This is a genomic window from Rhodovulum steppense (assembly GCF_004339675.1).
GTDB classification, from domain to species: Bacteria; Pseudomonadota; Alphaproteobacteria; order Rhodobacterales; family Rhodobacteraceae; genus Rhodovulum; species Rhodovulum steppense.
The window spans coordinates 45540-68579 of record NZ_SLVM01000003.1; the positions used below are offsets into that span (position 1 = coordinate 45540).

Consider the following 23040-nt stretch of genomic DNA (forward strand, 5'->3'; position numbering starts at 1 on the left):
AGATAGGGGCGCGGGCGGCGCGCTGCCTCCCCGCTCGACGCGCAAGAGCCCTGCGCAGACGCACCTAGGGCAGGATGTCGACCGGGGTTCCCAGCGGCACGACGCGCCAAAGCTCGTCCATTTCGGCATTGCTCAGCGCGATGCAACCCGCCGTCCAGTCATGGCCAAGGCGGCGGTCCTGGGGAATGCCCGGCGGCTGGCCGTGGATGAAGATGTCGCCGCCCGGGTTCACGCCGGCCCGCGCGGCGCGGGCGCGGTCCTCGGGGCGGGGATAGTTCAGGCCCAGCGACAGGTGATAGCCGCTTTGCGGATTGCGCCGGTCGATGTGAAACCGGCCCTCGGGCGTGCGGCCATCGCCCTGCGCCTGCTTGTGCCCCTCGGGGTCAAAGCCCAGGGCGATCGCGTAGCTGCGCACCGGCAGGTCGCCGACGAACAGGGTCATGCGGCGATCCGACTTCACCACTTCGATCCGGTCGACGGGGCCGGTCAGCGGCGGGGGTGGTGCAGGCATGCGCGGCGCGATCAGGCCCAGCGCCAGGACAACCGCGCCCGCCGCCAGAAGCGCCAGCGCCAGATGGCTGAAAAGCCCCGCGATCCGTTTCATTGCAGGTCGGCAAAGGACGCCTGCAACCGTTCGACCGCCTGCGCGACGCGGGCGCGGGACGTGGCGATGTTGAACCGCAGGAAGCATTCGCCCCCGGCCCCGAAGGTCGGCCCATGGTTCGCGGCGATCCTGGCGCCCTTCTCGACGCGCGCGGTAAACTCGGCCGCCGTCATGCCGGTGCCCGCGAAATCGACCCAGGCCAGATAGGTCGCCTCCAGCGGCATGGACGCAAGCCCCGGGATGGCGTTCACGCCCGCGTCGAACAGCCGCCGGTTGCCGTCGAGATAGACCATCAGCGCGTCGATCCATTCCGCGCCCTCGGGCGAATAGGCGGTGGTTGCCATCTCGATCCCGAAGGAATTGGCCGAGATCCCCAGCGCGGCCATGCGCCCGGCGAAACGGGCGCGCAGCGCCTGATCGGGGATGATGACATTGCCGCTATGGGCGCCCGCGATATTGAAGCTCTTGGTGGTGGCGGTCAGCATCACCAGCCGCTCGCGCAGCGTCGGGTCCACCAGGTCCATGACGATGTGCTTCTGCCCCGGATAGACCAGATCGTGATGGATCTCGTCCGATACGAGGATCAGGTCATGCCGCTTGGCGAAATCGGCCAAGCCCTGCAATTCCGCGCGGCTCCAGACCCGCCCGCCGGGATTGTGCGGCGAACACAGGATCACCATGCGCGCGCCCTCGGCCAGCCCGTCGCAGGCGGCGAAATCCATCTCGTAGCGGCCATCGCGCAGCACCAGCGGACATTCCACCACGCGCCGCCCCGCCGCCCGGATCACCCGCGCGAACGCATGATAGACCGGCGTGAACAGCACCACGCCATCGCCCGGCGCGGTGAAGGCATCGACGCACATCGCGGTGCCGTTCACCAGACCATGGGTGGTAAAGATCCAGTCGGGTTCGATCTGCCAGCCGTGGCGGCTGTGCATCCACCAGCCGATTGCCGCACGATAGGCGCCCTCGTCGCCGTAATAGCCGTAGATCCCGTGATCGACCATCTTCTGCACGGCGGCGCCGACACAGGCGGGCGGGCGGAAATCCATGTCGGCCACCCACATCGAAATGCCGTCGGCGGCGGGCACGCCATAGATCGGCTCCATCATGTCCCATTTCATCGAATGGGTGCCGCGGCGGTCGATGATCTCGTCGAAATCCATGGGGGCCTCCTGCTCGTGCCGCGCCAAGCTAGCGGCTGGCCCCGCAGGCGCAAGCGTTCGTCGCATTGCAAGGCGGCCTCGATTCGCCTAAATCCATGCGCCATGAGCATCCGACCGATCCTGATCCATCCCGATCCGCGCCTGAAAACGGTGGCCGACCCCGTGTCGGACATCACGGGCGAGTTGCAGCGTCTGGCAGAGGACATGCTGGCCACCATGTATGACGCGCCGGGCATCGGCCTTGCCGCGCCGCAGGTGGGCATCCTGTCCCGCCTCATCGTGATGGATTGCGCCAAGGACGTGGGTACGCGGCCCAAACCCTTTGCCATGTTCAACCCCGAAGTGGTCTGGAAATCGGACGAGCGCAACATCCACGAGGAAGGCTGCCTTTCGGTGCCCGAGACCTATGCCGAGGTGACGCGCCCCTCCGAGGTCGTGGTGCGCTGGACCGATCCCGCGGGCGACCAGAAGGAGGAACGGTTCTCGGGCCTCTGGGCGACCTGCGTCCAGCACGAGATCGACCACCTCGATGGCATCCTGTTCATCGACTACCTCAAGCCGCTGAAACGCCAGCTCATCACGCGCAAGATGCAGAAGATCAAGCGCGACCGGGCCAGGGCGTGAGCATCCTGCAGATCCTGCGCTGGCCGGACGAGCGGTTGCGCATGGTCTGCGCCCCGGTGGAAGAGATCACCGACGAGATCCGCCTGCTGGTCGCGAACATGCTGGACACGATGTATGACGCGCCGGGCCGGGGTCTGGCGGCACCGCAGGTGGGCGTTCTCAAGCGGCTGTTCGTCATGGATGTGAACGGAAGGGCGGGCCCGCGCGCGCCGCGCATCTTCCTCGACCCGGTGATCGAGGCGTGGTCAGACGAGACCGCCACCGGCCCCGAGGGCTGCCTGTCGATCCCCGGTATCGTGGCCGAGATCGAGCGGCCGGTGGAAATCGCGCTGCGCTGGCGCGATATCGACGGGACCGAGCGGCGCGAGACGCTGGCGGGGTTTCCCGCGATCTGCGCCCAGCACGAGATCGACCACCTGGACGGCATCGTCACCTTGGACCGCATGGCGCCCGCGTTGCGTGCCGGGCTGGAAGAGGCCTATCGCGCATGATCCGTCCGATCCTGCAATGGCCCGACCCAAGGCTTTCACGCCCCGCCGCCCCGGTCGAGACGATCACCGACGAGGTCCGCGCCCATTGGGCCGACATGATCGACACGATGGAGGCGATGCCGGGACAGGGCGTCGGCCTTGCCGCGCCGCAGATCGGGGTCATGCTGCGGTTGGCGGTCGTGGATTGCTCGGACAGCCGCGGCCAGGCCGTGCGCATGGCCAATCCCGAGATCGTCGCTTCCTCGTCCGCGCTGAACGCCCATGACGAGGCAAGTCCCTGCCTGCCGGGTGTCTGGGCCGAGATCACGCGCCCCGCGCGGGTGACGGTGCGCTTCCTGAACCAGGAGGACGAAACCGAGGAGCGCGAGTTTGCCGAGCTTTGGGCCACTTCGGTCCAGCACCAGATCGACCATCTGAATGGACGGATGTATTTCGACAACCTGTCACGCCTGAAACGCGATCGGCTTCTGAAAAAGGCCGCCAAGCTGGGGCGGGGCTGATGCGCGTCGTCTTCATGGGGACGCCCGATTTCTCGGTGCCGGTGCTGGATGCGCTGGTCGCCGCGGGCCACCAAATCGCCGCCGTCTATTGCCAGCCCCCCCGCCCCGCAGGCCGCGGCAAGAAGGATCGCCCCTCGCCCGTTCAGGCCCGGGCCGAGGCGCTGGGGCTGCCCGTTCGCCATCCGAAATCGCTGAAGGGCGCCGAGGCGCAGGCCGAGTTCGCCGCGCTGGCGGCCGATATCGCGGTCGTGGTCGCCTATGGGCTGATCCTGCCGCAGCCGGTGCTGGATGCGCCGCGGCTGGGCTGTCTGAACATCCACGCCTCGCTCCTGCCGCGCTGGCGGGGGGCGGCGCCGATCCACCGGGCGATCATGGCGGGCGACACCGAAACCGGCATCTGCATCATGCGGATGGAGGCGGGGCTGGATACCGGACCCGTCCTGCTGCGCGAGGCCACACCCATAGGGGCGCAGGAAACCACCGGCGAGTTGCACGACCGACTGTCCGCCATGGGCGCGCGGCTGATCGTGCAGGCGCTGGACCGGCTGCCCGAGTTGACGCCCGAGACCCAGCCCGAGGCGGGCGTCACCTATGCCGACAAGATCGACAAGGCCGAGGCGCGGGTGGACTGGACCCGCCCGGCCGCCGAAATCGCGCGCCAGATCAACGGACTCTCGCCCTTTCCCGGCGCATGGTGCATGGCGGGGGACGAACGGCTCAAGCTGTTGCGCGCCCGGGTGGCCGAGGGCGACGGCGCGCCCGGCCAGGTGCTGGATCGCCTGACCATCGCCTGCGGATCGGGCGCGGTCGCCATCCTCGAAGCCCAGCGCGAGGGCAAACGGCCCATGTCGGCGGACGAGATCCTGCGCGGATTGACGCTGCCCGAACGGCTGGATTGATCGCCCCGCGCCGGGGGCCTTCCGGACAGGGGCATTCTCGCGACAGTGCCGCCGGGCTATACAGGCAGGGTCAGGTCGAATGAGGCGCAGGTCGGGCAGGGGAGGCCGGGCATGACCGGAACGGAGGAGGGAACGGCCGAGCCGCGGATCGCCGCTTTTCCCATTGCCGCGGGGGTTCCGGTCGATACCCTTCTGGCGGGACTGGTGGCGGCGCTGCAGGCCGAGGGCTGGCGGCTGGCGGGGTTCCGGCAGACCGGGCTTGCGGATGGCGGCATGGCGGTCGTGGCCCTGTCGGATGGTGCGGTGTTCGGGATTTCGCAGGCCCTGGGGCCGGGCGCGACAGGCTGTCGCCTCGATCCCCGGGGTCTTGCCGCGGCGGCAGGCGCGGCACTTGTGGCGCTCGATGCGGGGGCCGATCTGGTCGTCCTGCCCCGCTTCGGCAAGGCCGAGGCCGAAGGCGGCGGCTTCCGCACGGTGATCGAGCGTGCCTGCGCTTGCGGCATCCCCGCGCTGGTCGCGGTGCGCCCTGACTACGCCGCCGCGTGGGAGGCATTCACCGGCGGGCTTGCGCAGAACCTGTCACCCGAGCCGCGGGCCCTGCTGGACTGGTGCCGCGCGACGCTGCCCGCCCGCGCCTGACCACACAGGGGCCGCGCGGGCTCTCAGGCCGGAAGGGTGGCAAGCAGGCGTTCCATCGCCCCGATCCGGGCCGCCGGTGCGGGATGGGTCGCCAGGAATTCCGGGGAGCGCGCGCCGCCGGCCAGTTCCATCTGCTGCCAGAGCGTGATCGCCTGCCGCCCCTCGTAGCCCGCGCCGACCATCGCCCGGACGCCGAACTCGTCGGCCTCAAGCTCCTGGTTGCGCGAATAGGGCAATAACAGCCCGACCTGCGCCCCCAGCCCCAGCGCGGCGGTGATCACATCGGCATTGCCCACATTGCTTGCGCCCAGCATCCCGCCGATAAGCCGCAATCCGGTTTCGGTCGCGACCTCGGCGCTGATGCGTTCCTCGGGGTGCTTGGCCAGAAGATGCCCGATCTCGTGACCGATCACGGCGGCAAGCTGGTCGGGCGTGCGGGCAACGCGGAACATGCCTTCGTAGACGCCGATCTTGCGCCCCGGCAAGGCAAAGGCGTTGATCTCGGGCGAGGAAAAGACCTGCACCTCCCACGCGCCGGTCGGCTCGCCCAGATGGGTCAGCAGCCGCCGCGAGACCTGCTGTGCCGAGGACTGGAACCCGGTATCGCGCGACAGCGGCTGTTGCGCGCGCAGCTCCGACCAGGCGCGCAGCCCCATCGCCTCGACCTCGGACGACGACACCAGCGCGGGCGGCGTCCCGACGCAGCCCGAAAGCGACATCACCGATCCGGCGGCGGTGGTGGCAAGAAAGCGGCGGCGGGTCAGACAGGAACAGGCCATGGCAATGTCCTCACGGGTTGCAGGGGGGGCGGCGAAGGCAAGCCGCGCCCGGGCCGACATGCGGGTGGGCCAGCGGCGCGGACGCGCCTTACGATCAGCCCGGTCTTCGCCGCTCGCGCATGCCCCACACTCACTCTGGATAGGGGATGGCACACCCGATCGTCCAGACCGGATCGCGATTGTGAACCGCCCTTTGTCGATCATAGGCCTAATGCGGAGGCGTCGGTGCCAAGCGTAGAACCGCGCCCGGTCCCTGTTGATCCAGACTCCGCCGATGATCCGGAAGGACAATCCGCAAGCCAAGTGCCCAGGCGGAAGCGATCGAGACCGCGCAGCCCTTTGTCGGTGTCGGCCTGCACCAGATCGGCGGCCATATGTGGCCGCGCGAGCAGGGCAGAAAGAAGAACGGCTCGGCCTGAACGAGTCCCGGGTGATCGCGCTGTGACGCTGGCTATTGTACCGATGCAAATGCAAGAGGCCGGGCGCTTTTTTGTCCTGGAGCGGATTGGGCGCGGACATGGCCTGAACTGCGCCAGCGTCGTGCAGAATCGGCGATCCGGGACCGGAATCGCCACCCTTGCGGGGTTTTGACACGGCTTCGGCCCAATCCTGACGCAAGCCGACGGGCCCTCAGCGATCTGCGAGAAATCCGCGCGGTTGCGCCGCTTTGTTGCCTTGGAGGGTAGTAGTATGTTCTTAACGCCTGCTTTACCTTTCTGATACGTTCCCGATGCATTAAGGTCACCCCGGAACTCATGGACCGGCGCGGTCCAGAAAACTGAAACAGAAAAGAGCGATTGAGCGAATGAAGCGCAAGGTTACCAAGGCCGTCTTTCCCGTCGCAGGGCTGGGGACGCGCTTCCTGCCTGCCACGAAGTCGATCCCGAAAGAGATCATGACCCTCGTGGATCGGCCCTTGATCCAGTACGCGATCGACGAGGCCCGTGCCGCCGGAATCAAGGAGTTCATCTTCGTCACATCGCGCGGCAAGGGTGCGCTTGAGGATTATTTCGATCACTCGCCTACCCTTGAGGAGGCGCTGCGCTCGGCCGGCAAGGACGAGTTGCTTGCGATCCTGAACAGAACCGACATGGAAAGCGGAGCGATCGCCTATATCCGGCAGCACAAGCCCATGGGGCTTGGCCATGCCGTCTGGTGTGCCCGCCGCCTGATCGCGAACGAGCCCTTTGCCGTTATCCTGCCGGACGATGTGATCGCCGCCGAAACCCCCTGCCTGCAGCAGATGGCTGAGGCGTATGAGGAAACCGGTGGGAACATGGTCGCGACGATGGAAGTGCCACACGAGAAGACCAAGGCCTATGGCATCCTCGATGTGGACCGCGACCTTGGCGACAGGGTTCTGATCAAGGGCATGGTCGAGAAACCCACGGTCGAGGAAGCACCATCGAATCTTGCGGTAATCGGCCGCTACATCCTGACACCGCGCGTGTTGCACAATCTCGACCAGAACCTGAAGCACAACCGGCTTGGTGCGGGTGGCGAGCTTCAACTGACCGACGCCATCGCCGAAGAAATCAATGGCCAAGGCGTCTACGGCTACCGCTTCAAGGGCCAGCGCTTCGACTGCGGGTCAAAGGCGGGCTTCCTGCAGGCGACGGTGTCCTTCGCCATGGCCCGCCCCGAACTTCGGGACGAGTTCATGGACTACCTCGTGGACCTCGTCGCGATGCGCGAGGCTGCGCAATAGCCGCGCCGGACCATACGTCTCGCCAAGGTCCACCTCGCTGCCGGGTAGATGCGGCGCGACCTGCCCGGCCCCTTGAACCGCGCCATATCTGCACGGCTTGACTGGTGGGCTGGGTCCGGTGCCGCATGTTTCTGGCGCAAATTTCCCCGGACACTCCGGCAACTGCGATGACTTTGCGGGGCAAGCACATTTTCGTCATTGGCTGCGGAGGGTTGTCGTTGTAATCTTCCACCAATCCGAGAACCGTTTGGACCTCTGGTGTCAGCGTCACCTGAATGCAGTCGCGCTTGGTCCTCGAGGTGCCATGGCTCGGCGGACTCTGAGCCGACACGAAGCGGAGTTTTCCGGCGATCCGCGCTACGCTAAATAGCGGCTAAGGTGTCGCGCAGCCGAAAGTGTGCATGGGCTGGATTGCGCCGCAGCGGCAGACCGGACGGCCTTTCCGATCTTCATGCGGTTTCTCGAAGTCGATCAGATCAGGCAAACCGGCTACAGGAGACGCCCGCCGGGCCTTGCAGACCGGCGTTCTGGAGGGAGCGACAGAAGTCTCCCTGCACAAGATGGCACCATACGCGGAATGGATTCAGGCATAGCTTGCAATGTTAGCCACGCAGATCAATGCGCCATCGCCCGGCAGATGGAGCGGATGCCCCCCAGGTGGCGGTCCGAGATCAGGCCGCCTGCGAGGCCTGCGCCTCGGTAAGCACCGCATGCAGGGTCGCGGGGTCGGAATTGGCGCGCAGCTTGCCGCAGACCGTCGCATCGCGCAACGTCCGGGAGACGAGCGCAAGCGCCTTGAGATGGTCGACGCCCGAATCCAGCGGCGCGAACAGCGCAAAGATCAGGTCCACCGGCATCCGGTCGACTGCGCCGAAGTCGATCGGCTTTTCGAGCCGGATAAAGGCGCCCTTCACCTTGTCCAGCCCGGCGAGGCGGGCATGGGGCAGGGCAACGCCATGCCCCACCCCGGTCGGACCCAGGCTTTCGCGCTCCTGCAGTGCGTCGACCACCTCGTTGGCCGACAGGCCATAGACGACATGCGCCACCTCGCCCAGTTCCTGGAACAGGCGTTTCTTGCTCGACATGGTGCCGAAAACCCGCACAGCTTCGGGTTTCAGGAGGCTGGAAAGCTGCATGTGCCTCTCGTCTCTGTCGTGCCGCACGCCGCGCGGTCTGCGTCAGGCGGCCTTCGGCTCATGTATCGATCCAGCCGACATTCCCGTCCTCGCGGGTATGCACGACGTTGATCTTGCCCGTCTTCTCGTTGCGGAACACTAGCATGTCCTTGCCCGCGAGTTCCATCTGCATCACCGCTTCGCCGACCGAGATCGATTGGATCCGCGTCTCCATCTCGGCTATGATCATCGGTTGCAGGGTCTCGGGCTCGGCTTCTTCCTCATGCTCGGCCGAAGCCAGGATGTAGGAGGAGGCCTGCATCAACTCGACCGGCTCCACGCGATCTCGGTGGTGATCCTTCAGCCGACGCTTGTAGCGGCGCAGCTGCTTTTCCATCTTGTTGCAGCAACTGTCGAAGGCGGCGTAGATTTCGGTGGCGTGGGCCTTGGCCTGAGCCGTCAGGCCCGTAGACAGGTGAACGGTGGTCTCGCAGACATATTCATGCGCGTTGCGCGAGAAAACGACATTCGCATCGGTCGGGCGTTCGGCATATTTCTTCACCGCCGCATTCAGCTCGTCCTTTACATGGATTTGCAGCGCCTCGCCGATATCGATCTGTTTGCCGCTGATCTGATACTGCATCTTGCCTCCTGGTACTTCCTGCCAGAGCAGGATCGCCTCCCGTTAAAGCGGGCGCGCTTCGGGGTCAACAGGGTTCGGGGCGGGTTTCAACCACATCCCCCCTTTCGCCTCCTGCGTTCGAAGGATGACGGAATGGTCAGGCAGTTCCTGTATTTGGCGACAGTTCGTCGGGCGATGTCAACGCCCTCGCGTCGCAGAAGTTCCGCAATTTCAGCGTCCGAGAGAATGCTGTCGAAGGTCTCGGTCTCGATCATCTTGCGGATTTGGTGCTGGGCGGCATAGGCGGTGACGCCGCGCCCCGCCGCCGCGGGCAGTGCGGGCGAGACGAAGAGCGATAACGGATGGACCGCGCCACGAAAGGCGAGGGCCTTGCCAGCCAGCGCGCGGCCAACCGTCGAGGGGTGCAGGCCCAGCCCGCGCGCCATTTCGGCCCGGGTCATCGGGAGAAGGTTCTCTTGGCCCTCGGCGAAGAAGCGGTGCTGGTGGGACAGGATCAGCCGCGCCACCGCCTCAAGCGTGCGCTCGCGAAAGTGCAGCGCCTTTATCAGCGCCTGGGCGCTTTCGCGCAACCGCGCGGCACCGCGGCCAAGCCCTTGCGCGAGGGCGACGTCGAAGTCGACCCGTGGCATGATACGGCGATCCAGGATCACGCTGAACTGGCCGCTCGGCCCGTCCTCGACCAGAATTTCCGGCATCGGCGGCAGAGGCTCGTCCCCGATCCCGTCGCCAGGTCGAGGGGTGAGTCCAGGCAGGGCATCGGCCATCGCCTGCAATGTCGGGGCGCCGATCCCTGACAGAGCAGCAAGGTCGGCCAGCCGCCCCTCGGCCAGCAGGTCGAGCCGGGCGCAGGCGGCGCGCGCCTCGTTCTCGTCGAAACCGCGCTCGCGTAATTGCAGGGCAAGGCATTCCTCCAGGCTGCGCGCTCCCACGCCCGCCGGGTCGCAGGATTGCAGCGCGGCGATTGCCGCCGCGGCCTGTTCGGGCGCGGCGCCCATCGCCTCGACATTGGCGGCGGCTTCGGAGTCGAGATAGCCGTGATCGTCGACATCCCCGGTCAGGAACCGCGCGATGGCGGCGATAGCCGGGTCCAGCGGCATCAGCGCGATCTGACGGCGCAGCCTTTCGCCCAGCGGGTCGGGGGCGGCAAGCGTGTCGGTCCCGCCCCAGCCGCCGGACCTGTCGGGCGCGTCCTCGGCCAGCCGGATCAGCGGGTTCTCGGCCGCGGCGCGGTGCAGTTCGGCGACCAGATCGGCCGCGGGCATCCGCAAAAGCGACAGGCTCGTGCGCAGCGCCGGGGTCAGGCGCAGGGTCTGTATCTGGCGCTGGGTGAGTGTGGTGCGGAGGTTCATTGTCCTGCCGTCACGAAATCCGGAAACTCTGGCCAAGATAGACGCGGCGCACATTCTCGTCGCGGACGACCTCCTGGGTGGTGCCGCTCATCAGCACCTTGCCATCATGCAGGATATAGGCACGGTCCACGATTTCCAGCGTTTCGCGGACGTTGTGATCGGTGATCAGCACGCCGATGCCGCGCGTCCTGAGATCGGCCACCAGCGCGCGGATCTCGCCCACCGCAATCGGATCAACACCCGCAAAGGGTTCGTCCAGCAACAGGTATTTCGGGTTCGCGGCCAGGCAGCGCGCGATCTCGACCCGCCGCCGTTCGCCGCCCGACAGCGACAGGGCCGAGGCCCGGCGCAGATGCTCGATCGAGAATTCCGACAGCAATTCCTCCAGCCGCTCGCGCTGCTTGTGGCGGTCGCTCTCGACCAGTTCGAGGATCGCGAGGATATTGTCCTCGACGCTGAGCCCGCGGAAGATCGACACTTCCTGCGGCAGATAGCCGATCCCCAGCCGCGCGCGGCGATACATCGGCAGCCCGGTGACATCGCGTCCGTCGATGGTGACGCGCCCGCCCTCGGGCATCACAAGCCCCGCGATGGCGTAAAAGCAGGTGGTCTTGCCCGAGCCGTTCGGCCCCAGAAGCGCCACCACCTCGCCGCGGTCGAGCGTCAGGCTGACATCGCGGATCACCGGGCGGCGGCGGTAGTTCTTGCGAAGGTCCCGAACGCGCAGCCCGGCCGCGCCTTCGGCAACGCTCAGATCGGTGCGCCCGATCATCGCGGGCTGCCGGGTTGCAGAACGGTGCGGACCCGACCCTCCATCGTGCCGGTGCCGCGGTCCAGATTGACCACCAGCCGCTCGCCCGAAATCGCGCTCTGCCCCTGGGTCAGCAGCACGCTGCCGGTCATCACGATTGTCCCCGCGTCAATGGTATAGACTGCCCGATCGGCCTCGGCGGCCTCGTCGCCCAGCGCCAGCACGACCTTGCCCTGCGCCTCCATCCGCGCGATGCGCCCCGATGCCTCGGCCTCGGTGTCGTAGACCACCAGCACCTCGTCGGCCGAAAGCCGCATTTCGCCCTGCCCCACAAGAACGCCGCCGGAAAAGATCGCGGTGCCATCGGTCTGATCGACGGTCAGCCGGTCGGCGGTGACCTCGACGGGCTGGGACTGGTCATGGGCAAGCGTGCCGAACGCGATCTCGGCGCCCTGGGACAGGGCCACCGACGCGCCACAGGCAAGGGCCATCGCGGCCAGGGCAACGCGAAACGACAAGAGCAAGACCTTTCCCCTAACGCTCCGGATCATATACCAGCCTGACGCCGTCCTTGAAAACCAGAACGTATCTGTCTTCGTTACCGGGATCGGTGCTCAGCTGCATCGCACCCGCCTCGATCCGGCCGGGCGGCCCCTCGGCGGTGACCGGCCCCTCGCCCAGCACATCGGTCCGTTCCAGCGCCGCGGTCAGGCGCGTTGCGCGCACTATGTAGCCGGTCGACGTGTCGATCTGCGCCGCGCCATCCAGCACCGCGACCCCCGCGCCGGTATCGACGATGCCGCGCCGGGCAGCGATGTCGGCATGGCTGCCATCGGGCATGTCGAGCCGGGCACGCATCGCCTCGGCCGAGGCGCGGCCAGAGATATCAGGATCGGGCCGCGCGGTTTCGGCCCGGAACGCGATGGCCGTGCCGTCCTGCGTGACGCCCGCATAGTTCGGCGTGCCGATCCGCTGTTCGCGGATCAGCTCGTCCACATCGACCTTCGAATAGGGCAGTTCGTCGCCCGATGGCGTATCGCGCGAGAACAGGAACAGTGTCGAGAGGATCCCCAGCGCGGCCAGCGGCAGCACGATCCGCGCCAGCGCGATGAACCGGGAATAGGCGTTGTCATACGAGGCCATGCCTCAGGCGATCCCGGCGCGCAGGCAGTCGTGGATATGCAGGATGCCCTGCGGCCGCCCCTCGGCGCCCACCACGAACAGGCAGGTGATCTTGCGCCCGTTCATCACGCCCAGCGCCTTTTCGGCCAGATCGTCGGGGCCGATGGTCAGCGGCGCGTGGGTCATCACCTGATCGACATTGCGATCGAGCAGCCCCGCCATGTTCCGGCGCAGGTCGCCATCGGTGACAATGCCCGCCAGTCGGCCATCGACATCGGTCACCCCCACCACGCCGAAGCTCTTGCCGCTCATGGTCAGAAGCGCCTCGGCCATCGGCGTGCCCAGCGGCACCAGCGGCAGATCGGCGCCGCCATGCATCAGATCGCCCACCTTCGACAGCCGCGCGCCCAGCTTGCCGCCCGGGTGAAAGGCGCGGAACGCCTCGGGGGTGAACTGGCGATGTTCCATCAGCGCCACGGCCAGCGCATCGCCCAGCGCCAGCGTCATCGTGGTCGAGGTGGTGGGCGCAAGGCCCATCGGACAGGCCTCGTCGGCGGGCGGCAGCACCAGCGCCACATCGGACTGGCGCAACAGCGTGCTGTCCGCGCGGCCCGCCACCCCGATCAGCGGGATCGCGAAGCGGCGGGTATGGGCGACGATATCGGCCAGTTCCGGGGTCTCGCCCGAATTCGACAGCACAAGGCAGACATCGCCCCGTGCCAGCATGCCCAGATCGCCGTGGCTGGCCTCGGCGGGGTGGACGAAATGCGCGGGCGTGCCGGTCGAGGCGAAGGTCGCCGCGATCTTGCGCGCGACATGGCCCGACTTGCCCATGCCCGAGACGATCACCCGGCCCTCGGCGGCCAGGATCAGTTCGACCGCTGCCGCGAAACTGTCATCCAGCGCCTCGGACAGACTGGCCAGCGCCCTGGCCTCGCTGGTCAGAACCCGGCGGCCGATGGCTATGTAGGTGTCGCGGTTCATGGCTTGGCCTCAATGGGCAAAGATGTCGATCTCGGGCCAGCCTTCAAGATCCAGCCGCGCGCGCATCGGCAGAAAGCCGAAACAGGCCCGCGCCATGTCCACCCGCCCCTCGCGTTCCAGCATCGCGTCCAGAATGGCCTTCAGCGCATGCAGGTGCAGCACGTCCGACGCGGCATAGTCAAGCTGCGCCGCACTCAGCTCGGCCGCACCCCAGTCCGAGCTTTGCTGCTGTTTCGAGATGTCGACGTTCAGCAATTCCTGAAGCAGGTATTTCAGCCCGTGCCGGTCGGTATAGGTGCGCACCAGTTTCGAGGCGATCTTGGTGCAATAGACCGGCGCCGTCACGACGCCAAAGGCATTGAACAGCGCGGCAATGTCGAACCGGCCGAAATGAAACAGCTTCAGCACCACCGGATCGGCCAGCATCCGGGTCAGGTTCGGCGCCTCGGTCTGGCCCCTGACGATCTGCACGATATGCGCATTGCCGTCCCCGCCCGAAAGCTGCACCACGCACAGCCGGTCGCGATGCGGGTTCAGCCCCATCGTCTCGCAGTCGATGGCGACCGTCGGCCCCAGATCGAGCCCTTCGGGCAGATCGTTTTTGTAGAGGAAATTCGCCACGTTGGCCTCTGATCCTGACAAATCCGTGTCCGGTAGACCCCGGCCTTCCAAGCGCCGCCTCCCGGAAGACGGCCCAATCCGAGGATGGCAGACCGGCGAGGCCAGCCCCCCCGTCCAGCGCGCGGACCATAGCGGCGGTGCCCGCGAGGGTCCAGAATATTTCGCCTCAAGGGATCACGGCTCGGACCGGGTCGGCTCACTCGGAGAACTCGCCCTGCGAGTAACCCTGAAGGTAAAGCAGCGCGGTCAGGTCGCCGTGATTGATGCGGATGTCGCATTGCGCGGCCACCGCGGGTTTGGCATGCAGCGCGACACCCGCCCCGGCAAGGCCCAGCATGCCCAGATCGTTCGCGCCGTCGCCGACCGCCATGGCCTGATCGGGGCCGATGCCGAGCCGGGCGGAGATCTCGGTCAGCGCGGCGACCTTGGCCTCGCGGCCCAGGATCGGCTCGGCGACCTTGCCGGTCAGCTTGCCATCCGCGACCAGCAGCGTATTTGCCCGGTGCTCGTCGAAGCCCAGATCGGCGGCGACGCGCGCGGCGAAGCTGGTGAAGCCGCCAGAGACCAGCACGCAATAGGCGCCGCTGGCCTTCATCGTGGCGATCAGTTCGCGCCCGCCGGGCGTATGGGTGATGCGCGTGGCCAGCACCTTGCCGATCACCTCGGCGGGCAGGCCCGCAAGCAGACCCACGCGTTCGCGCAGCGCGCCCTCGAAGTTCAGCTCGCCATTCATCGCCCGGGCGGTGATCTCGGCCACGTGCGGGCCCACGCCCGCCTCGTCGGCCAGTTCGTCGATGCATTCCTGCCCGATCATGGTCGAATCCATGTCGGCGATCAGCATGCGTTTCCTGCGCCCCTCGGCCGGTTGGGCGATCAGGTCAATGCCGAGGGCCTGCATTTCGGTCCACACCTCCCACAGGTTGGCGGGCAGGGCGGGCACCCCGAACTCGGCCGCGATGCCCGGCGCCAGCCAGCGCAGATCGCCCCCGCCCCAGGCATTGCGCAACGCCTCGACCGCCGCAGGGTCAAGCACCGGGCGGGCGGGATTGGTCAGCAGGGTGACGACATGCATGGGCGGGCTCCGGCCTCACAGGGATCGGGCGTCTTTAAGCACGCCCGCGCGGCAAGGGCCAGAGCAGCGGGCGGCGGTTTGTCCCCGATCAAGGACGGCGGCGGCCCGGTTGCACAGGCTCTCCCCGGAACGCGCCGCAACCGGAGAGCCTTGATGGCGACGCCACGATCCGAAAGCCCGGCACCGGCCGACCTGGGCACCGGTGCCATCCTGCCCTTCCTTGCCATCACCTTCGGCTTGTCCTGGGGCATCCTGGGGCTGTGGATGGCCGCGCCGGGGCCGATGGCCGCCCTCTTCGGCGAGATCTCGGGTTCCAACCCCAGCTTCCTGCTGGCGGTCTATGCCCCGGCCATCGCCGCCCTGATGCTGGTGCTGGCGCAGGGTGGCCGCGCTGGCCTGGCACGATTCCTCGGCCGGCTGCTGCTGTGGCGATGCGCCCCGGGCTGGTACCTTGTGCTGCTGGTCGGCATGCCTGCCGCCTTCGTGGCGGGGGCGCTGGTCAAGGGCGCGTCCCTGACCGAGCCGCTGGCGGTCGGGTGGGGGCCGCTGCTGGGCCTTGTCGCGCTGCGCAGCCTGACCGGCCCCGTCGAGGAACTCGGCTGGCGCGGGGTTCTGCAACCCCTGCTGCAACGGCACATGGCACCGCTCTGGGCCGGGCTTGCCGTGGGCACGGTCTGGGGCGTCTGGCACCTGCCGGCCTTCTTCCTGTCGGGCACGCCGCAAAGTGCCTGGGGGTTCCTGCCGTTTCTGGCGGGCTCGGTCGCGGTGGGCGTCATCGTTACCGGGATGGTCAACGCCGCCCGCGGCAGCCTGTTGCTGCCGGTGCTGGCCCATGCCCAGCTGAACAGCCCCCTCTGGCCCGACGCCCAGCCGAACGACACGGTGTTCTTCGTGGCGCTGGCGGCGCTGGTCGTGGCCTTGGACGCGCGCGCGATGTTCACCCGGACGGGCGCCGCGACCGCCGTGATCCCGCCGGTTTCCGATCCGCTACGCTGATGTCGCAAACGGCGGCGAAAGCGGCGCTTGCGCGCGGTTTTCCCCCTTGCGCCAGTGAGGGAACAGGCGTAATGGCGGCGGTGGGACACCCCTCCCCAACGAGGGGCGCTTATCTGGAAGGATAGCATCAATGGTCATCGAGACTCCGGCTGCGCGGCCGGCAAACCCGCGTTTCTCCTCTGGCCCCTGCGCCAAACTCCCCGGTTTTTCGCTCGACATGCTGGCTGACGCGCCCTTGGGGCGGTCGCACCGTGCCGCCATCGGCAAGGCCAGGCTGAAGGCCGCGATCGAGGAGACCCGCGCGATCCTCGGGATCCCCGCCGATTACCGCATCGGCATCGTGCCCGGCTCGGATACCGGCGCCGTGGAAATGGCGATGTGGTCGCTGCTGGGTGCGCGCGGGGTCGAGATGCTGGCCTGGGAAAGCTTCGGCGCGGGCTGGGTCACGGATGTCGTCAAGCAGCTGAAACTGGACGCCGTGGTGCGCGAGGCGCCCTATGGCGAGATCGTGGATTTCGCGCAGGTCGATTTCGACAAGGACGTGGTGTTCACCTGGAACGGCACCACCTCGGGCGTGCGCGTGCCGAATGGCGATGCGATCCCGGCCGACCGTCAGGGCCTGACGATCTGCGACGCGACCAGCGCGGCCTTTGCGATGGACCTGCCCTGGGACAAGCTGGATGTGACCACGTTCAGCTGGCAGAAGGTGATGGGCGGCGAGGGTGCGCATGGCATGCTGATCCTGTCCCCGCGCGCGGTCGAGCGGCTGGAAAGCTACAAGCCCGCCTGGCCGCTGCCGAAGATCTTTCGCATGACCAAGGGCGGCAAGCTGATCGAGGGCATTTTCGAGGGCGAGACGATCAACACGCCCTCGATGCTGGCGGTCGAGGATTACCTTGTGGCGCTCGCCTGGGGCAAATCCATCGGCGGGCTGCCCGCGCTGATCGCGCGGTCGAACGCGAATTTCGCCGCCGTGCAATCCTTTGTCGACAGCAAGCCCTGGATCGAGAATCTGGCGGTGGATCCGGCGACGCGGTCGAACACCAGCGTCTGCCTGAAATTCACCGACCCGCGCATCGCGGATGGCGCAGCCTTTGCCAGGGCCATCGCCAAGCGGCTGGAAAAAGAGGGCGTCGCGCTGGATATCGGCGCCTATCGCGATGCGCCCGCGGGCCTGCGGATCTGGTGCGGCGCCACCGTGGAAACGGCGGATGTCGCGGCCCTGATGCCCTGGATCGAATGGGCCTTCGAGGCCGAGATCGCCGCGCAGGCCGCCGCCTGAGCCGGGACGGTGGGTTTCACCCACCCTACAGACCGCATTGAAGGGTGGGGGCACCCCCACCCTCTTTCCCCAGACATTCTGCAAAGGACCACGAAAATGGCTCCCAAGGTTCTCGTTTCCGACGCGCTGTCCGAAACCGCTGTCCAGATCTTCCGTGACCACGGGATCGAGGTCGATTTCCGCCCCGAACTGGGCAAGGACAAGGATGCGCTGATCGCGGCCATCGGCCAGTATGACGGGCTGGCCATCCGCTCGGCCACCAAGGTCACCGAAAAGGTGCTGGAGGCCGCCACCAACCTCAAGGTCATCGGCCGCGCCGGGATCGGGGTGGACAACGTGGACATCCACGCCGCCTCCAAGAAGGGCGTGATCGTGATGAACACGCCCTTCGGCAACTCGATCACCACGGCCGAGCACGCGATTTCCATGATGATGGCGGTCGCCCGCCAGATCCCCGAGGCCAACGCCTCGACCCATGCGGGCAAGTGGGAAAAGTCCCGCTTCATGGGCGTGGAACTGACCGCCAAGACGCTGGGCCTGATCGGCTGCGGCAATATCGGCTCGATCGTGGCCGACCGCGCCATCGGGCTGAAGATGAAGGTGCTGGCCTATGACCCGTTCCTGTCCGAGGAACGCGCCGACAAGCTGGGCGTGCACAAGGTCGAGCTGGACGAGTTGCTGCACCGGGCGGATTTCATCACGCTGCACGTTCCGATGACCGAGAAGACGGCGAACATCCTGTCCCGCGAGAACCTGGCCAAGACCAAGAAGGGCGTGCGCATCGTCAACTGCGCCCGCGGCGGGCTGGTCGACGAGGCGGCGCTGGCCGAGATGCTAAAAACGGGCCATGTCGCGGGCGCGGCCTTCGACGTGTTCGCCGAGGAGCCGGCCAAGGAGAACGTGCTGTTCAACCTGCCCAACGTGGTCTGCACGCCGCATCTGGGCGCGTCCACGACCGAGGCGCAGGAAAACGTGGCGCTTCAGGTGGCCGAGCAGATGGCGGACTACCTGCTGACGGGTGCGGTGACCAACGCGATCAACATGCCGTCCATCACCGCCGAGGAAGCCAAGGTGATGGGGCCGTGGATCGCGCTGGCGGGCCATCTGGGCAGCTTTGCCGGGCAGATGACCGACGAGCCGATCAAGGCGATCAACATCCTGCATGACGGTCTTGCTGCCGGGATGAATATCGAGGCCCTGAACTGCGCCGCCATCGCCGGTGTGCTGAAAGAGGCGAATCCCGCGATCAACATGGTCTCGGCCCCCATCGTCGCCAAGGAACGCGGCATCGCCATGTCCACCACGACGCAGGGCAAGTCGGGGGCCTTTGACGGTTACATCAAGCTGACCGTGGTGACCGAGAAGCGCGAACGCTCGATCGCGGGCACCGTGTTCTCGGATGGCAAGCCGCGCTTCATCCAGATCAAGGGCATCAATATCGACGCCGAGATCGGCGAGCACATGCTTTACACCACCAACAAGGACGTGCCCGGCATCATCGGCGCGCTGGGGGCCACGATGGGCGCCCATGGCGTGAACATCGCGAACTTTACCTTGGGCCGCACCGGGCCGGGCGAGAACGCCATCGCGATCCTATACCTCGACGATCCGATCCCGCAGGTGGTGATCGACGAGTTGAAGGCCACGGGCCTGTTCCAGCAGGTCCGCCCGCTGGAATTCGAGGTCGGCTGACAGCGGCCGGTTTGACAAAGGGGGCCCGTCGCGGGATATGCGACGGGCCCCTTTTCCCTTTCCGGAAGGCCTCGACATGCTGCGCAGCTATGCCATCGGCGATATTCACGGCCAGCTTGTCCGGCTTGAGGCGGCCCATGCGCTGATCGCGGCGGACCGGGCGCGGGTGGGCGACAACGCGGCGCCGGTGGTGCATCTGGGCGATTATGTCGACCGCGGCCCCAATTGCCGCGGCGTGCTGGAGCATCTGGTGCAGGGGCTTGCGGCGGGCGCGCCATGGATCCTGTTGCGGGGCAATCACGACCGCTTCATGCAGTATTTCCTGCGCCCCGGCTGTCCGCCCGAACCGGCGCGGCCCGATCTGGACTGGCTCTTGCCCAGCGTCGGCGGGCGCGAGACGCTGACCTCCTACGGGGTCGAGACGGGGATGCATCCCGACCGCGCCGCCCTGCACGCCGCGGCGGTGCGCGCGGTGCCCGACAGTCACAAGGCGCTGCTGGACTCGCTCTTGCCCTTCCATCGGCGGGGCGAGGTGTTCTTCTGCCATGCGGGCATCCGTCCCGGCGTGCCGCTTGAGGATCAGGTCGAGGACGATCTGATCTGGATCCGGGGCGAGTTCCTGGACGACCCGCGCGACCATGGCGTTCTGGTCGTGCATGGCCATACCCCCGTCGACCGCGTCACGCATTACGGCAACCGCGTCGATCTGGATACCGGCGCGGGCTATGGCGGGCCGGTCTCGGCGGTGGTGATCGAGGGGCGTGAGGTCTTTCTGCTGACCCCCGAAGGCCGCGTGCCGGTCACGCCACGGGCCGGCCGGTGATAACCCGCACCCACCAGAAGGGCGATGCCGCCTCCGAGGCGGTCTATTCCCCCTGCGAGGCCTATCGCTACCTCCTGACCCGCATCTGGAATCCGGCCGGGCCGAGGGCGCTGTTCGTGATGCTGAACCCCTCGACCGCGACCGAGCTGCAGAACGATCCCACCGTGGAACGCTGCGAACGCCGCGCCCGCGCGCTGGGCTTCGGCGCGTTCCGGGTGACCAACATCTTTGCCTTCCGGGCCACCGACCCCAGGGTGATGCGCGCCGCCGCCGACCCCATCGGCCCGGCAAACGATGCCGCGATCCGCGACAGCGCGCCCTGGGCCGACCGGATCGTTTGCGCCTGGGGCGGTCATGGCGCACATCTGGACCGCGGCCGGGCGGTCGAGCGGTTGTTGCGCGCGACCGGGCGGCCGCTGTTCCATCTGGGGCTGACAAGGGACGGCCAGCCGAAACACCCGCTTTACATCGGGTATGCGCAGCAACCGGAGTTGTGGACGTGACGGCGGCCCGGTCCTAGGCTGCGCCCGGGAGGGCGCGCCATGACATCGGACCTGCCGGATTTCACATGCGAACGGATCGCCACCAACGGCATCACGCTGTCGGTGCATCGGGCGGGGCGGGGCGCGCCGCTGATCCTGCTGCATGGCTATCCGCAGAACCACATGTGCTGGCTGAACGTGGCGCCCGCGCTTGCCGAGCGGTTCCATGTGATCGTGCCCGACCTGCGCGGCTATGGCGACAGCGACGCGCCGCCAGATGACGTGGCCCACAATGTCTATTCCAAGCGCGAGATGGCGCGCGACATCACCGGGCTGATGGATGCGCTGGGGATCGGCCGGGCGCATCTGCTGGGCCATGACCGGGGTGCGCGGGTGGCCTATCGGCTGGCGCTGGACGCGCCGGAGCGGGTGGACCGGCTGGGGATCATAGAGATCGTGCCGACGGGCGATTTCTGGGCTGCGTGGAATGCCGATCTGGCGCTCAGGGCCTATCACTGGACCTTCCTTGCCCAGCCCGCGCCCTGGCCCGAGCGGATGATCGGCGCCGATCCCGTGGGCTATGTCGAGCACACGCTGGCAAGCTGGACGCTGGCGAAATCGCTGGCGGCGTTCCCGCCCGCCGCGCTGGCCGCCTATCGCAGACAGGCCGCCGACCCCGCCCGGATCGCCGCGATGTGCGCCGATTACCGCGCGGGTGCGACAACCGACCGTCGCATCGACGAAGCCGACCGAGCGGCGGGCGGACGCATCGCGGCGCCGGTGATGTTCCTCTGGGCCGAGACCGGCTTTCCCGCACGCACCGGACGGCCTGCCGAGATCTGGCGCGCCTGGGCGGACGACGTGCGCGGCGCCGCCTGCCGGTCGGGGCATTTTGCAATGGAAGAGAACCCGAGCGCGGTTCTGGACAGCTTCCTGCCCTTCTTCGAGGGGCAGGTCTAAAACGGGACTGCCCCGGCAGCGGCATTAACCACTACACGCAAAAGTTGCGGGCCGTAAAACCTTTAAACTTCAATCAGCTGAACATCATGTCGCGCGACGCAATGCAGCCGCAGGGCGAGAAGAGGCGGAAAATGGCTCCCGATCCGTTTACCAGTTAACCGCCCTGCCTTATTCTCGCCCCTTTACCAAGAGTATTCTTGTTCCGAATGGCGCTCCGTACGGGCGGCAAGCGGGAAACTGCGAAGGGTTCGGGCCATGATTACTCTTGCAAGCCTTCTGGGTCTGATGATGGTCAGTTCCACCGTGGACTTCAGCGACGCGCTGGATCGCATCGGAGGTTCGGACGATGACGACGTACCGGGCGACGAGCCCGAGGACTACCGCGGGGAAACGCTCGCCTTCGGCTTTGGGCTTGATGATCTGCTTGCCCATGCGGTCTCGACGGACGCGTTTGCAGAAACCGAGGTCGACCTTGCCCACTATCTCGCGAACGAGGCAGCATGCGACGCAATGGCAGAGGGCGCGCAAGCGGCCGACATGTCGGTCGGATCAAACCTCGACGACTGGCTGGCAATGACCAGTGGCGCACCGACGCTGATCGACGACTACGACGAATTGGAGGACGCGCTGTTCGTCGTCTACGACGCCGAGACGCATCCCGATCCGGTGCTGTCGGTCGGCCCCTCGGACACCGGCGCGGAAGATGCGACGATCCTGCTGGACGGGATGCCGCTTGCCGTGGTCAGCGGTGGGGCCGGTCTGGACCTGTCGATGGTCAGCCTTGTGCCGACGGCGCAGTTCCCCGCCGCGCTGGCCGCTGGCGCCTGACGGCGACGGGCTTGGCGCTGGCCGCGGCCTTGGCTAGGCTGGCCCCATCCGCCGAAGCCGCCTGCGAGCCCCGATGCCTGACCCGACCCCAGCGCCCCGCCCGGATACGGACCTTGCCAGCGAGGTGGCCGCCTTGCGGCACGAGGTGCGGGCCCTTAACGGCCAACGCTTCTTCGTGATCCACGGCTCGGTGCGCCGGATCCTGGCGGTGCAGTTCCTGCGCGGGCTTGCGATGGGCTTTGGCACGGTGGTCGGCGCGACCGCGCTGGTCTCGATCATCGCCTATTCGCTCAGCCAGATCGACTTCATCCCGGTCATTGGCGAATGGGCGGGCCAGATCGCCCGGGAAATCCAGGAAAGCGCCGCCCCCTGACACCCGGCCCTTTACAAGGCGAGGGGGAATCCCCTATACGCCCGCATCCGTTCCGCCCGCCGGACGGATTTCTCCAAGGGCCCTGCTGGACGACATCCCGGCTTGTGCCGTCAATCCCTTGCATAGGAGGCCCCGATGTCGATCACCGCCGAAGAAAAAACCCGTCTGGTCAAGGAATTCGCCACCAAGGAAGGCGACACCGGTTCGCCCGAAGTGCAGGTCGCGATCCTGACCAGCCGCATTGCCACGCTCACCGAGCATTTCAAGACCCACAAGAAGGACAACCACTCGCGTCGTGGCCTTCTGATGATGGTCGCCCAGCGCCGCAAGCTGCTGGACTATGTCAAGGGCAAGGACGAGGCCCGTTATCAGAACCTGATCCAGCGCCTCGGCATCCGCCGCTGATCCGGCCCGGACCGCATCGACCGAAACGCCCGCCCAATCGGCGGGCGTTTTTCGTTCCGACGGCGCGATTGCGGCAGGGCCATGCCGCGGGCGGGACCGGGCGAGCGAATCGTTAAGCTTTGAAAGCTTTCC

27 protein-coding genes are annotated in these 23040 nt (G+C 67.2%); 15 read left to right on the forward strand and 12 right to left on the reverse strand.

Annotation, left to right across the window (positions count from 1 at the left end; genetic code table 11):
• Positions 1–64: 64 nt before the first annotated feature.
• Positions 65–604: a L,D-transpeptidase family protein gene (locus tag EV216_RS02500; protein WP_132693485.1), complete on the reverse strand. Its 540-nt coding sequence runs from the start codon at positions 602–604 to the stop codon at positions 65–67.
• Positions 601–1770: a MalY/PatB family protein gene (locus EV216_RS02505; protein ID WP_132693486.1), complete on the reverse strand. Its 1170-nt coding sequence runs from the start codon at positions 1768–1770 to the stop codon at positions 601–603. Before EV216_RS02505 ends, EV216_RS02500 begins: the two co-directional genes overlap by 4 nt.
• Before the next feature lie 102 nt (positions 1771–1872).
• Between EV216_RS02505 and def (EV216_RS02510) the strand changes: the two genes are divergently transcribed.
• The 5 genes from def (EV216_RS02510) to EV216_RS02530 all read left to right on the forward strand — a co-directional run bounded on the left by def (EV216_RS02510) (position 1873) and on the right by EV216_RS02530 (position 4923).
• Positions 1873–2394, forward strand: coding sequence for a peptide deformylase (gene def / locus EV216_RS02510; protein ID WP_132693487.1), 522 nt, complete (start codon positions 1873–1875; stop codon positions 2392–2394).
• Positions 2391–2885: a peptide deformylase gene (def, locus tag EV216_RS02515; RefSeq protein WP_132693488.1), complete on the forward strand. Its 495-nt coding sequence runs from the start codon at positions 2391–2393 to the stop codon at positions 2883–2885. The genes def (EV216_RS02510) and def (EV216_RS02515) overlap by 4 nt, the downstream gene beginning before the upstream one ends.
• Positions 2882–3385, forward strand: a complete 504-nt coding sequence (gene def, locus EV216_RS02520) for a peptide deformylase (RefSeq protein ID WP_132693489.1) — start codon at positions 2882–2884, stop codon at positions 3383–3385. Before def (EV216_RS02515) ends, def (EV216_RS02520) begins: the two co-directional genes overlap by 4 nt.
• Complete coding sequence (gene fmt, locus EV216_RS02525) at positions 3385–4284, forward strand: methionyl-tRNA formyltransferase (protein WP_132693490.1); 900 nt, start codon at positions 3385–3387, stop codon at positions 4282–4284. The genes def (EV216_RS02520) and fmt overlap by 1 nt, the downstream gene beginning before the upstream one ends.
• Positions 4285–4395: 111 nt before the next feature.
• The gene (locus tag EV216_RS02530; RefSeq protein WP_132693491.1) at positions 4396–4923 is read left to right on the forward strand and encodes a DUF2478 domain-containing protein; all 528 of its coding nucleotides are present in this window, start codon (positions 4396–4398) and stop codon (positions 4921–4923) included.
• Positions 4924–4946: 23 nt separating this feature from the next.
• Here EV216_RS02530 and EV216_RS02535 read toward each other — a convergent pair whose 3' ends face one another.
• Positions 4947–5702, reverse strand: a complete 756-nt coding sequence (locus EV216_RS02535) for a M48 family metallopeptidase (RefSeq protein ID WP_132693492.1) — start codon at positions 5700–5702, stop codon at positions 4947–4949.
• A gap of 805 nt (positions 5703–6507) precedes the next feature.
• Here EV216_RS02535 and EV216_RS02540 point away from each other — a divergent pair.
• Positions 6508–7410, forward strand: a complete 903-nt coding sequence (locus EV216_RS02540; RefSeq protein ID WP_132693493.1) for a UTP--glucose-1-phosphate uridylyltransferase — start codon at positions 6508–6510, stop codon at positions 7408–7410.
• A 671-nt stretch (positions 7411–8081) separates the two neighbouring features.
• Here the strand turns inward: EV216_RS02540 and EV216_RS02545 are convergent.
• From EV216_RS02545 to serB, 9 genes are all read right to left on the reverse strand, one after another.
• The gene (locus EV216_RS02545; RefSeq protein WP_132693494.1) at positions 8082–8546 is read right to left on the reverse strand and encodes a PTS sugar transporter subunit IIA; all 465 of its coding nucleotides are present in this window, start codon (positions 8544–8546) and stop codon (positions 8082–8084) included.
• A gap of 58 nt (positions 8547–8604) precedes the next feature.
• Positions 8605–9168, reverse strand: a complete 564-nt coding sequence (hpf, locus tag EV216_RS02550) for a ribosome hibernation-promoting factor, HPF/YfiA family (protein WP_132693495.1) — start codon at positions 9166–9168, stop codon at positions 8605–8607.
• Positions 9169–9254: 86 nt separating this feature from the next.
• Positions 9255–10517: an RNA polymerase factor sigma-54 gene (locus tag EV216_RS02555; RefSeq protein ID WP_165899119.1), complete on the reverse strand. Its 1263-nt coding sequence runs from the start codon at positions 10515–10517 to the stop codon at positions 9255–9257.
• Positions 10518–10527: 10 nt separating this feature from the next.
• Positions 10528–11289: an LPS export ABC transporter ATP-binding protein gene (lptB, locus tag EV216_RS02560; RefSeq protein ID WP_132693497.1), complete on the reverse strand. Its 762-nt coding sequence runs from the start codon at positions 11287–11289 to the stop codon at positions 10528–10530.
• Positions 11286–11759 carry a lipopolysaccharide transport periplasmic protein LptA gene (lptA, locus tag EV216_RS02565; protein ID WP_243641942.1) on the reverse strand — a complete coding sequence of 158 codons (474 nt, stop codon included), beginning with the start codon at positions 11757–11759 and terminating at the stop codon, positions 11286–11288. The genes lptB and lptA overlap by 4 nt, the downstream gene beginning before the upstream one ends.
• A gap of 43 nt (positions 11760–11802) precedes the next feature.
• On the reverse strand, positions 11803–12411 hold the full coding sequence (locus EV216_RS02570) for a hypothetical protein (RefSeq protein WP_132693499.1): 609 nt from the start codon (positions 12409–12411) through the stop codon (positions 11803–11805).
• Positions 12412–12414: 3 nt separating this feature from the next.
• Positions 12415–13374, reverse strand: coding sequence for a KpsF/GutQ family sugar-phosphate isomerase (locus EV216_RS02575; RefSeq protein ID WP_132693500.1), 960 nt, complete (start codon positions 13372–13374; stop codon positions 12415–12417).
• Positions 13375–13383: 9 nt separating this feature from the next.
• Positions 13384–13995: a ribonuclease D gene (locus EV216_RS02580; RefSeq protein WP_132693501.1), complete on the reverse strand. Its 612-nt coding sequence runs from the start codon at positions 13993–13995 to the stop codon at positions 13384–13386.
• Positions 13996–14191: 196 nt separating this feature from the next.
• Positions 14192–15067 (reverse strand): phosphoserine phosphatase SerB, encoded by an 876-nt coding sequence (serB, locus tag EV216_RS02585; RefSeq protein ID WP_132693502.1) that lies wholly within the window; start codon positions 15065–15067, stop codon positions 14192–14194.
• A gap of 153 nt (positions 15068–15220) precedes the next feature.
• Here serB and EV216_RS02590 point away from each other — a divergent pair, with 153 nt between their 5' ends.
• The 9 genes from EV216_RS02590 to rpsO all read left to right on the forward strand — a co-directional run bounded on the left by EV216_RS02590 (position 15221) and on the right by rpsO (position 22908).
• Positions 15221–16063 carry a CPBP family intramembrane glutamic endopeptidase gene (locus EV216_RS02590; protein WP_132693503.1) on the forward strand — a complete coding sequence of 281 codons (843 nt, stop codon included), beginning with the start codon at positions 15221–15223 and terminating at the stop codon, positions 16061–16063.
• 130 nt (positions 16064–16193) lie between these two features.
• Positions 16194–17345 carry a phosphoserine transaminase gene (locus EV216_RS02595; RefSeq protein WP_132693504.1) on the forward strand — a complete coding sequence of 384 codons (1152 nt, stop codon included), beginning with the start codon at positions 16194–16196 and terminating at the stop codon, positions 17343–17345.
• A 96-nt stretch (positions 17346–17441) separates the two neighbouring features.
• Positions 17442–19037, forward strand: coding sequence for a phosphoglycerate dehydrogenase (serA, locus tag EV216_RS02600; protein ID WP_132693505.1), 1596 nt, complete (start codon positions 17442–17444; stop codon positions 19035–19037).
• A 79-nt stretch (positions 19038–19116) separates the two neighbouring features.
• A complete protein-coding gene (locus EV216_RS02605; protein WP_132693656.1) occupies positions 19117–19860 on the forward strand; it encodes a metallophosphoesterase in 744 nt (247 codons plus the stop codon).
• Complete coding sequence (locus EV216_RS02610) at positions 19857–20363, forward strand: DUF1643 domain-containing protein (protein ID WP_132693506.1); 507 nt, start codon at positions 19857–19859, stop codon at positions 20361–20363. The genes EV216_RS02605 and EV216_RS02610 overlap by 4 nt, the downstream gene beginning before the upstream one ends.
• Positions 20364–20402: 39 nt before the next feature.
• Positions 20403–21302 (forward strand): alpha/beta fold hydrolase, encoded by a 900-nt coding sequence (locus tag EV216_RS02615; RefSeq protein ID WP_132693507.1) that lies wholly within the window; start codon positions 20403–20405, stop codon positions 21300–21302.
• A gap of 255 nt (positions 21303–21557) precedes the next feature.
• Positions 21558–22130, forward strand: a complete 573-nt coding sequence (locus tag EV216_RS02620; protein ID WP_132693508.1) for a hypothetical protein — start codon at positions 21558–21560, stop codon at positions 22128–22130.
• 73 nt (positions 22131–22203) lie between these two features.
• Positions 22204–22503: a DUF5665 domain-containing protein gene (locus tag EV216_RS02625; RefSeq protein WP_132693509.1), complete on the forward strand. Its 300-nt coding sequence runs from the start codon at positions 22204–22206 to the stop codon at positions 22501–22503.
• A 135-nt stretch (positions 22504–22638) separates the two neighbouring features.
• Positions 22639–22908, forward strand: coding sequence for a 30S ribosomal protein S15 (rpsO, locus tag EV216_RS02630; protein ID WP_132693510.1), 270 nt, complete (start codon positions 22639–22641; stop codon positions 22906–22908).
• Positions 22909–23040: the final 132 nt, after the last annotated feature.